Source organism: Alicyclobacillus contaminans DSM 17975 (genome assembly GCF_000429525.1).
Classification (GTDB): domain Bacteria; phylum Bacillota; class Bacilli; order Alicyclobacillales; family Alicyclobacillaceae; genus Alicyclobacillus_A; species Alicyclobacillus_A contaminans.
Genome location: NZ_AUCA01000062.1, coordinates 1 through 10,545 on the forward strand (window position 1 = coordinate 1; position 10,545 = coordinate 10,545).

Sequence of the window (10,545 nt, forward strand, 5' to 3'; positions counted from 1 at the left end):
CGTACAGACAGGGACGTGTGCGCATCCTTGTCGGCTTCCTGGACATGCACCGGGATAAAACGGGGTTGTGGCTCCGACGCCGACCGCTCCTGCGCTTCTGCCTTAAACTTGCCCACCCAATACCACAGCTGGTGCTCCTTGATCTGGTGGGCAGCACACCACGCCGCGCCAGTTTGTCCACTGGCACGGAAATCCGCCACGCGGGCACGCCAAAGCTCACGAAGCTCTGCCAACTCGGCCTTCGTCACGATGATCCCTCCATGATTGGATTCTGGGGGGATCATCTCGCAGAAGAGGGCCTGGCGCTAGGTGTGCGCTATTTGACGCTCACGGGAATCCTGGCTTAGAGTCTTTACAAACAACAGACCTGAAGCCGTCGAAAATACGGTGCAAGGAAAAGGATTAACAGAGTACCAGCAGTTAATGACAGAGTGCTTCAGGGAATACTACCGGGTGCTCAAGCCGGGCCACTGGATGACGGTGGAGTTTCATAATTCCAAGAACAGCGTCTGGAACGCCATCCAAGAGGCGCTGCAAACTGCTGGGTTCGTCATTGCTGATGTGCGTACGCTCGATAAGCAGCAGGGATCGTTCAAGCAGGTCACGAGCGCTAACGCCGTCAAGCAGGACCTCGTTATCTCATGCTACAAGCCCAACGGCGGGCTCGAAGAGCGTTTCAAGCGGGAGGCGGGTACCGAGGAGGGCGTCTGGGACTTCGTTCGTACTCACCTGAAGCAGCTTCCAGTTGCGGTAGAGAAGGGGGGCAAGTTGGAGGTCATCAACGAGCGGCAGAACTACCTGCTCTACGACCGCATGGTGGCTTTCCACGTACAGCGCGGCGTCACAGTCCCTATGTCTGCTGCAGAGTTTTACGCAGGCCTGTCTCAGCGTTTCCCGGAGCGCGACGGAATGTACTTTCTGCCGGAGCAAGTGGCCGAGTACGACAGAAAGCGCATGAAGGTGAAGGAGGTGCTGCAGCTTCAGATCTTAGTTACCGACGAAGCTTCTGCCATCCAATGGCTCAAGCAGCAACTCACGAGGAAGCCGCAGACGTTCCAGGAACTCCATCCGCAGTTCCTCAGGGAGATCGGTGGATGGCAGAAGCACGAGAAGCCGCTCGAGCTCATGGAGTTGTTAGAGCAGAATTTCCTTCGCTATGACGGGACAGGTCCGATTCCAAGGCAAATTGTCTCATGGATGCGCCAGAGCGCGGAGCTCCGCAAAATCATTGAGGAAGCTCTGGCAAACGGACAGGCACAGGAGGACGAAGTGGGCCTCACGACCCGTGATGGGCGACTCATGGATCGCGCAAAAGCACGCTGGTATGTGCCGGACCCGAACAAGGCCAGCGACCTGGAGAAGCTCCGCGAGCGGGCCCTCCTTCGCGAGTTCCAGGACTACTGCGAATCGGGTTCGAGACGTCTGAAGGTGTTCCGCCTCGAGGCAATCCGCGCCGGCTTTAAGAAGGCGTGGCAGGAGCGGGACTACGCCACAATCATTGCAGTGGCGCGCAAGATCCCTGAGAACGTGCTTCAGGAGGATCCGAAGCTTCTTATGTGGTATGACCAAGCGCTTACCCGATTGGGGGAGGAGGCATGAGTATGGCGACATAAAACTGGAATGGAGATCGGTGGTGGTACTTCGCTGTTCACGCGTACTCACCGGCCTTCGCGGACCACGGCCAGAGTTCGGCTCAACCACAGCTCAAGAGTCGAAGTCCAAGGGAGTGGCCTCTTGATGACATACTTGCCAGCATTGATCATTCTCGACCAGCCTGAAGTCAACGGTGACGCAGAACTGGACGTGCTTCTTGCAGCGCGGGGGGACTAGACGCAGATTGAGTGCGCGGAAAGCCTTCAGGAGACAGTTGTAAGGGACTCTATTTGCGCCGTCATGGAAGGTGAACGCGAGTCCTTTTTGAACGCCGGTATCGTCGCATCGCGCTAGAGGGTCGCCGTGTTTTGACAGTGGTGGAATGTTGCGACTCGGAAGGGACATGTCATACATCTTTGAGGGCAAAAAGCTTATGGGATCTGGCAAGATATTCACACTCGATGGATGGGCATGGAGTTCCGACTATGACCAGTTCTGTCGGGTCATTGAAACTCAAACGTTGTGGGGCGAGACTGTTTGCCGAGTCTGGCTCCCGGGTAAGGATACCGTTGTACGGGTGCCTGCTTCCCGTCTACGGCCCGTATCCGAGCGTGTTGTCACCGGTGACCGGATCGCCTATCTGGCCGCGGCGGGCCGCGTGGCAGATGCGTTGGTCCAGGATGTACTGCTCGCACCCCTTCAGGCGTCCGTCATCCCGTTGCCGCATCAGATCCGGGCGCTCTCACGGGCCGTTTCTGGCGACCGTGTTCGCTATCTCCTGGCAGATGAAGTGGGCCTCGGGAAGACCATCGAGGCAGGTCTTATCATGCGGGAACTTAAACTTCGGGGCTTAGTGAATCGGACTCTAATCATTGCTCCCAAGGGGCTGGTGACCCAATGGGTCGCCGAGATGCAAACTCACTTTGGTGAGGAATTCCGTCTGCTCATTCCGAGCGATTTCACCGTCTATCGTCCCGTGGCACCGGGAGACAACATCTGGCGGAGCTACCCACAGGTGGTCTGTCCGATGGACTCAGTAAAGCCCCTCGATGGCCGACGTGGTTGGTCAAGGGAGCAGGTGGACGCGTACAACCGACAGCGTTTCGAGGAATTGATTTCCGCTGGCTGGGATCTAGTCATTGTGGATGAGGCTCATCGCCTGGCCGGGAGTACGGACCAGGTGGCCCGGTACAAGCTCGGCCAAGGGCTGGCCGAGGCAGCGCCGTATCTGCTTTTGCTGTCGGCCACGCCACACCAAGGAAAAACCGATTCGTTTCGTCGGTTGCTGTCACTGCTTGACCCAAACGCGTTTCCGGATGAAGCGAGTATCTGCCGCGAACGCGTGCAGCCCTATGTGATCCGCTCGGAGAAACGCCGTGCCATCGACGCCGAAGGCAAATCGCTGTTTAAGCCTCGGCGTACGGAGCTGGTGCCGGTCGCTTGGGCTGAGCGCCACCGCGGTCAACGCCTGCTTTACGAGGCGGTTACCGGCTACGTGCGCGAGGGCTACAACCAGGCCATGCGGACGAAGCGGAACACCGTCGGATTCCTCATGATCCTGATGCAGCGCTTAATAGTTTCCAGTACGCGAGCCATCCGCACAGCGCTGGAGCGGCGTCTCGAGGCACTTGGGGCTTCGCAGGAACAGCCGGCCCACTTCTTCCAAGTCTCCGAGGAAGAGTGGGCCGACCTGGACGGTCAAGCGCAGATGGACATCTTGTTCAAATCCCGCATTAAGGCCCTGAAGAACGAAAGGACCGAGGTGGAGCGGCTCTTGGAAGTGGCTATCCTTTGCGAGCAGCAGGGTCCAGATGCCAAGGCCGAAGCGCTGCTCGACTGGATCTACCGCCTCCAGGCTGAGGAAGGGGACCTGGATCTCAAGATCCTGGTGTTTACCGAGTTCGTTCCGACTCAAGAGATGCTGTATGAGTTCCTGACCGAGCGCGGCTTCGAGGTCGTGTGCCTCAACGGGTCCATGGATTTGGAGGAGCGCAAGAGGGTTCAGAACGCTTTCGCCAAGGAAGCCCGCATCCTCATCTCAACGGACGCCGGCGGGGAGGGCCTCAATCTCCAGTTCTGCCATGTGGTCATCAATTACGACATTCCCTGGAATCCGATGCGGCTGGAACAACGCATCGGTCGAGTGGACCGCATCGGACAAACCCATCCGGTTCGTGCGCTTAACTTCGTTCTTGAAGACTCCATCGAGTATCGCGTTCTGGAGGTTCTCGAGGAGAAGCTCAGGGTGATCCTTAAGGAGTTCGGTATTGACAAGACTGGCGACGTTCTCGACTCGGCCCACGTAGGCAAGATCTTCGATAATTTATATGTGGAAGCAATTCTCAACCCTGACGCGGTGGATACAAGGGTCAATCAAGTCGTAAAGAGTATTCAAGAACAAGTGCGGGAGTCCCAACAGGACGTATCTCTGCTTGGTCCTACAGAGGATCTGGACCCTCATGAAACCCAGCGGCTACTGACACATCCACTTCCGTATTGGGTTGAGCGGATGACTGTCAGCTATGTTAAGGCTCATGGCGGCAAAGCGGAGCGGAAAGACGGCGCCTGGAGCCTAACATGGCCCGACGCTGAGCACCTTTCTGCCTGTGTCTTCGCAGGTAAGGAGGCTGAACAGAAACCGTGGGCCCGCCACCTGACCTTGGAAGACCCCAAGGTGCGGGGCTTAGCCATGCGCCTCCCAGTCTTCGTCCCGGGGCAACCAGTGCCGGTCATCACGCTTCATGGCCTTGCGCCCGAGATTGTTGGTTTCTGGTCGCTCTGGCGAATCTCGATTTCGACCGCTGACTGGAACCGCCTTCGGATCATGCCTTTGTTCCTGGCTGACGATGGCCGGGTGTTTATGCCGACGGCTCGTCACATCTGGGACCAATTGTTGACTATGACGCCGGTGCTCCTGGGACATTTAGACTGTGAGGCCTCTTATCAAGCCTTAGAACGGCTACGGATTGCGGCGGAACAACACGGCAAGACGATCTACGAGGAGCTGCTGCAAGCCCACCGGGAGCGTCTTCAGCGAGAGCGTGAGAAAGGTGAGTACGCTCTCGCCGCACGGCGTAGAGCCTCCGAGCGCATTGGTTTGCCCCAGGTCAGGAGTTATCGTCTGAATTTGTTAGATCAGGAGGAACGACGATTCCGAGAGCAACTTGAGCGCATGGCGCAGGTTTTGCCGGAAATCGTGCCTATACTCGTTGTCCGCGTCGAGGGAGGGAAATTTGAGCCGTTATATCACGATTTCGGTCAGTCAGGGAGAGGCGTTCCGCTTGCACCGTGACGGGGTTCCGATTCAAGTGCACAGGGGCGTGGTAAACGTTCACTGATGTTCTGCTGAGCTGTGCACGATCGTCAAGACTAGTTGTTATCGTCTGCACGCACGGCGATGCGAAATATGCCAACTGGATTACTGGATTTCTTGAACAACTCCTTCAAACAGGGTTTTTGCTCGACTAGGAGCTCGCCTGCTTCCGTCTGGGTGCGGAGATGGCAGATACAGAAAAAGGCTCAGTGAGCAGCAGAGAAGCAGGATATGGAGTATATCAGGCTGTGTATACTCTGTATCCGAACGGGGGTCCTCAAGACTACGGTGAAGCTGCACGCTTCAGCAGATAAGCGGGCAAGTAGCGAATAACGAAACTGACTAGGTGGTGCATCTATTCTTGAGCTGGCGTGACCACATTTTACGCGAGTTCATGCCCAATACCGCACGGCTTACCCTGGTCGCGGATCCGGATGGTTTGCTTCTTGAAGAGGGTATAGTTGGAGCGATCCGAGAACGGGGCTTTGAGCTGATTCCATTCGACGATCAAGTCGCTTTCCGCTATGTATACGAATCACGATTCCGTTCCCGCTGGGATCGTGGAGAAGAAACGGATCTAGTGGTGGTGCTAAGATCACCGTCTGCCGATCTCGATGCGTTGCCCTATGACCTGCTACAGGTCGGCCGCAGGCTTTCTTTCAGCCTGGGTGATCTCTTCCCGAATCTCAGCTATTCGGTGGTCGCGGAGTTTGACCGGGATGACCTCGACGCCCTGTACGAAGCGCAGGCAAAGTATGCGCCGGGTCAGCTTGGAGATAACGCCACGAAGGAGTTCACCCTTCGCCATGTGTTTGGGATTGCGATCGAGCTCATCAAACAGCCATCGGACCTGCTCCGGGTGTTGCTGCGCCGCCACTATCGCCGGCAACGTATTCCTGCCATACTCGATGAGCACTTAATCCAAGTGCTTCGCCATAAAGTCATTTTTGAGGACTGGCCGCTGGAGACCATCATTCCAGATCGAGAGGCGTTCTTTGCGTTCCTGCAAGAGCGCTGGCCGTTATTCCTGGATCGCATGGTTGGGCGAAACGATGCGGTCCTTGAGGCAACACCAAGTTACGGGCTTGAGTTTGCAGGACCAGCGGTGTTACCGTTTGATCACGACGACGTCCGAGTTTACATCGATAGCCTCTTTCTAGAGGGGCTGCTGAAACCGGTACTGCACAACCATGCCGTGACCCTCTCCAAGACTTGGGTAGGTACCGGTGTTGTAGTGCGTCCCGGAGAAGATCGTCGCCGTCGCATAGAGGGTCTATTGGATTCCATAGAAAACACGATTCCTTCACCTAACGCGCGGCACGGGGAGTGGTTTCATTTTGCCTACCGTTGGGCCGAGCTTATCGTTTTGGTGTTGGAGTCAGATAGCAATCAGCTAGAAGAGTACCGGAAGCGGCTGGAGGAGTTGAAATTCCGGGTCGATTCTACGTTTACTGCATGGGTTCTGAATCGCTACAGCGGCCTGATCAATCTCCCGCCGGTGCCACCCGTGATGTTGCATCATATTCCGCGGTTCTTGGCACGGCATATCGGAGAGGGCCCGTACAAGAAAGTAGCTTTCCTCCTGGTGGACGGCCTTTCCCTGGACCAATGGATTGTGCTGCGTGAGGTGCTCGGTCAACAGGATTCCAAGTTGCAATTCCGAGAGAATGCCGTGTTCGCATGGATTCCAACCCTCACAACTGTTTCCCGGCAGGCTGCATTTGCCGGAAGGCCACCGATCTATTTTCCGTCAACCATCCATACCACTGACAAGGAACCGGGACTGTGGAGCTATTTCTGGGTGGATCAGGGGTTGACGCAGTATGAGGTAGCTTATGTCAAGGGCCTAGGCGATGAGAACCTGGACGCGATCACCGAACTATTAACACGGCCAAGGCTCCGTGTCATCGGCCTGGTCATCGACAAAATTGACAAGATCATGCACGGAATGGAGCTGGGTACCGCAGGCATGCATGACCAGGTCAGGCTATGGGCCAAGCAGGGATTTATGCGCGATCTTCTTGGACTTCTTTACCAACACGGATTCCTGGTCTACCTTGCCTCAGATCACGGGAATATCGAGGCGGAAGGCATAGGCCGGCCTGATGAAGGGGCGGTTGCAGAACTCCGCGGAGAGCGGGTTCGTGTTTACTCCGATCCCCTGCTTAGAGCTCAAATCAAGCGCCTGTTTCCTGATGCCCTCGAGTGGCCGTCGGTCGGCTTACCGGAGGACTACCTACCCTTGATTGCGCCACGCCGGACCGCTTTTGTAAGGGCTCAAGAGCGTCTCGTCACTCATGGGGGCATAAGTGTCGAAGAACTTCTTGTTCCATTTATTCAGATTGATAGGAGGAGCTCATGAACAATCGCTTACTCCAGATTGGTATTAGCCAGCGCATTAGCCTTGAGTGGTTGGAGAGAACGGCCAATCTAGTCCTTTCTGGAAATGACGAGGTAAGCATTTACCGAGCTCTCCAAGATCTATTGATTGATAAACTTTCTGTCGGAGGAAATGCAAAACGCGGTAATCGGGAAAAGGTAATTAGTATTTTAATGAAAGTATGGGTACGTTCTCCAAAAGACCTCTATCCACTCCAGCACGCAGGCTTACAGCTTCTTTCAAATCTACCGGGTGAGTATCATATGGCCGTTCATTGGGGTATGACAATGGCGGTTTATCCGTTCTGGGGAGTTGTTGCTGCTCATGTTGGACGACTACTAAAGCTCCAGGGAACGGCTGTCGCCAGCCAGGTACAGCGTCGCTTGCGGGAGCACTATGGAGAAAGAGAGACGGTTTCTAGGGCGGTGCGGCGGGTACTACGTAGCTTCGTTGATTGGGGGGTACTGAAAGAAACATCAGGACAGGGCATTTACTCACTAGGCGTTTCACGGGATATACACAACGCGGAGCTTGTCGCCTGGTTAGCTGAGGCCCTCTTATTCGCTCATCCCAACAATGCTATGGCCGTAAACACAATCTTTGATTCGACGTGTCTGTTTCCGTTTCGCCTTCGCCCGATTCCTGCAGATCACCTGATAGCCTTATCCGGGCGGCTCAACATGTTTCGCCACGGCCTAGACCAAGATTTGATCATGCTTCGACGGTCGATTAGTGAAGAAGGGGCGGGAATTATGGGCTTCTCTGACCGAAACTAAGCGGTGGTAGCTCGGCAGATTGCCCTTTCATAGAAAACATCTTGCGTGAGTGCAACATGTCATGACTTTGGCATGACATCCGAGATACTCGAAACCTTAAACGCCCTATACCGCTCCTTCACATTCTATCGTCGTTTGGGTGTCACTTTGGGTGTCAACTCATCGAAAATCAACTTTGCTCAGGTCCACTCTCCGCCAAACACAAGTGCCGAAATCCCAATCAGGACAAGGCTTTTCAGACCTGAGTACAACTCGGCGGTACTCCACGAAATTGGGCATTTTGACTCTCGTAATGAGCAGGTCGTCGGTTCGAATCCGACAGGTGGCTCCACAAACTCTATAGACGCAACAGAGCGAGACTTCGCCAGAGGCGAAGTCTCGCTTCGTATTTTCCGTCACCAGCCACGTGAGGCCATCTCCGAGACATTCAAAAAGGGCTGTTGGTCGCCCAGCAGCCCTCGGATGGAGAAAATCCTCTCGTGGTAGTCAGTCTTCGTCTTCCTCGTCTTCGTCGTCCACCAAGTACTCGTTGTACGCATCGACGACCTTTTGCCATTCTTCGTCCGATTCAATGTCCGCGAGGACATAGTCGTCCCCTTCTTCGCCCTCAATTCGGAAGATGACGCCTTCTTCCAGGTCGTCGTCAATGGGCAGCAGGACCGCGTAGCTTCGGCCTTCGACTTCCAGGACATCGCCGAGTACAAAGCGATGCTCCTTGCCCTCTTCGTCTTCGAGCAAAATGACTTCTTCGTCAAATTCATGTTCGTGATCATGATTGTGTTCGTGATCTGCCACTGGCAACCCTTCTTTCTCCCAATGGGGGACATAACTCGAAAAACATAGCATGCGCTTTTGCGGTTTGTCAACCGCGACCAGCGAAGCTCAGGGAGCGAACGGATGGTCCGTGTCTTCCACTTTTTCCAATACAGCCTTCGCGAGTCGACGGGTGATGGTCTGCAACAGGTCATTCACCGCTGTCTGCGCATGCTGAAATTCGACGACCTCCGGTATTTTCTCCAGTTCCTCAAGCAGAGATTCGGAATCCCGCAGCAGATGCATGTAATGTTTCGGCGGGACTTTCCGTGCTTGAAACTCGCCGATTTCCTCGCGCAGCGCCCGCAGCCTCTCCAACATTCGCTGGGCACGCGGATGGGCCTTCATCTGTGCTTCGGCGCGTTGGTAACGGACGATTTCCGGCGCCTGTACAATCATATCGGCGAGTTCTTCGGTCTCAGCCCAAAGTTCGTTGTGGTCTACCATTGCACTGACACTCCGTGGAATGACATCCATCAGGTTTCACTCTGGGGACCAGGGTGCTTGCGCACGTGATGGTGCAGTTCATTGTATCTTTTGAACGGTTCTGTCGGGTGATTTTCCATTCGATCACCCACCACGCCAAGTGCAATGGCTACGATGGCCAGCACAATCAGCAATGGATACGAGTGCGCGACGAGCCCTACCAAAACCAAAGCGAACATCAAACTGAACAGAATGTATCGAAGTTTCCGCGTTGCCTGCATGCCGGAAGACTCCTTTCCTCACGCGTTCCGCATTTCGGTGCGTTGCCTCCATTATAAGCCATCGTTTGGGCTGCGTCGAACGAAATCTCGGACGCGAATTCGGCTCTTGACCGGAAGTGAAAATGTTCTTACGATTTTGGTAAGCATCCGTTCGATGGGAGGGAGCCGTCATGTTCACCAATGGACTGATTGGGATGGGCGTTGCTGCGTTGGGCTTGTTCTGGATGCTGTTCACCTGCGCCTCGGAGACTCAGGAAAATTTCAACCGGGCGTTGGCCAAGGAGGGGCGCAGGGAGGATGAATAACGGGACTCGGCCGCGTCGGAATGTGGGCGAGCCGGACTTTCGTTCCCGTCTCTGCGCGTCCAGACCTGGCGAGGAGGGCATGGAATGGCGGGCGAATCAGACAAATACGTATTTCCTGGCGTAGAGGCCTACGCATTTTTTTATGAACATGCGCACTTGCTGTGGATGAAGTGGCCTCGCGCCAGTTCTCCGTCTCTCTTCGTCATTCGGGGGATAGAGGAGGATGCTTTGGTCTTGGATCACCCGGGAGAGACGTTTGCGAACCGGGTGCTGGGCGATATTGAGGATGTGTTCTTCATCAATGTGAGGGTGGATGGAGAAGTATACTGGCCCCAGAGTCAACCCAGACAGAAGGGATGGGTTAAGATGAAGTAGAGGTGTTTATGATGCCGGGACGTAAGTGGACAGTGGACGAGAAGATGAACATCGTGCTCGAGGGCATGATGCCCGGTGCGAATATCAGCGAGGTATGTCGGCGGCATGGCGTGGCCCAGAGTCTGTATTACAGGTGGCGTGAAGCGTTCCTGACTGGTGGACGGGCTGGGCTTCAGTCCGGACCCTCTACGAGGGAGCAGGAGCTGGAGAAAGAGTTGCAGGAGGCTCGGGCTAAGATCGGTGAACTCACGATGCAGGTGGATGTGTTGCGAAAAAAATCGAA

11 protein-coding genes are annotated in these 10,545 nt (G+C 55.3%); 7 read left to right on the forward strand and 4 right to left on the reverse strand.

Annotation, left to right across the window (positions count from 1 at the left end; translation table 11 throughout):
- Positions 1-248 (reverse strand): IS66 family insertion sequence element accessory protein TnpA (tnpA, locus tag G463_RS0115900; protein ID WP_026974975.1); only part of this gene is annotated, 248 nt, incomplete at its 3' end.
- Positions 249-453: 205 nt separating this feature from the next.
- On the opposite strand from tnpA, the gene G463_RS20935 reads away from it, so the two are divergent.
- The 4 genes from G463_RS20935 to G463_RS0115925 all read left to right on the forward strand — a co-directional run bounded on the left by G463_RS20935 (position 454) and on the right by G463_RS0115925 (position 8,062).
- Complete coding sequence (locus tag G463_RS20935) at positions 454-1,599, forward strand: site-specific DNA-methyltransferase (protein ID WP_211227432.1); 1,146 nt, start codon at positions 454-456, stop codon at positions 1,597-1,599.
- 571 nt (positions 1,600-2,170) lie between these two features.
- On the forward strand, positions 2,171-4,885 hold the full coding sequence (locus G463_RS20940; RefSeq protein ID WP_211227433.1) for a DEAD/DEAH box helicase: 2,715 nt from the start codon (positions 2,171-2,173) through the stop codon (positions 4,883-4,885).
- A 382-nt stretch (positions 4,886-5,267) separates the two neighbouring features.
- Positions 5,268-7,268, forward strand: coding sequence for a BREX-3 system phosphatase PglZ (pglZ, locus tag G463_RS0115920; protein ID WP_211227434.1), 2,001 nt, complete (start codon positions 5,268-5,270; stop codon positions 7,266-7,268).
- A complete protein-coding gene (locus tag G463_RS0115925; RefSeq protein WP_026975947.1) occupies positions 7,265-8,062 on the forward strand; it encodes a hypothetical protein in 798 nt (265 codons plus the stop codon). The genes pglZ and G463_RS0115925 overlap by 4 nt, the downstream gene beginning before the upstream one ends.
- A 486-nt stretch (positions 8,063-8,548) precedes the next feature.
- Here the strand turns inward: G463_RS0115925 and G463_RS0115930 are convergent, their stop codons facing one another.
- The 3 genes from G463_RS0115930 to G463_RS0115940 all read right to left on the reverse strand — a co-directional run bounded on the left by G463_RS0115930 (position 8,549) and on the right by G463_RS0115940 (position 9,582).
- The gene (locus G463_RS0115930) at positions 8,549-8,857 is read right to left on the reverse strand and encodes a DUF1292 domain-containing protein (protein WP_026975948.1); all 309 of its coding nucleotides are present in this window, start codon (positions 8,855-8,857) and stop codon (positions 8,549-8,551) included.
- A gap of 87 nt (positions 8,858-8,944) precedes the next feature.
- Positions 8,945-9,322, reverse strand: a complete 378-nt coding sequence (locus tag G463_RS20945) for a YlbF/YmcA family competence regulator (protein ID WP_169725492.1) — start codon at positions 9,320-9,322, stop codon at positions 8,945-8,947.
- Between the two features lie 29 nt (positions 9,323-9,351).
- Positions 9,352-9,582, reverse strand: a complete 231-nt coding sequence (locus G463_RS0115940) for a hypothetical protein (protein ID WP_026975949.1) — start codon at positions 9,580-9,582, stop codon at positions 9,352-9,354.
- A 170-nt stretch (positions 9,583-9,752) separates the two neighbouring features.
- On the opposite strand from G463_RS0115940, the gene G463_RS23860 reads away from it, so the two are divergent.
- From G463_RS23860 to G463_RS0115955, 3 genes are all read left to right on the forward strand, one after another.
- The gene (locus G463_RS23860; RefSeq protein ID WP_281171090.1) at positions 9,753-9,887 is read left to right on the forward strand and encodes a hypothetical protein; all 135 of its coding nucleotides are present in this window, start codon (positions 9,753-9,755) and stop codon (positions 9,885-9,887) included.
- An 84-nt stretch (positions 9,888-9,971) separates the two neighbouring features.
- Positions 9,972-10,262 carry a hypothetical protein gene (locus G463_RS0115950; protein WP_026975950.1) on the forward strand — a complete coding sequence of 97 codons (291 nt, stop codon included), beginning with the start codon at positions 9,972-9,974 and terminating at the stop codon, positions 10,260-10,262.
- A gap of 11 nt (positions 10,263-10,273) precedes the next feature.
- A partial coding sequence (locus tag G463_RS0115955; RefSeq protein WP_026975951.1) for a transposase occupies positions 10,274-10,545 on the forward strand: 272 nt, incomplete at its 3' end.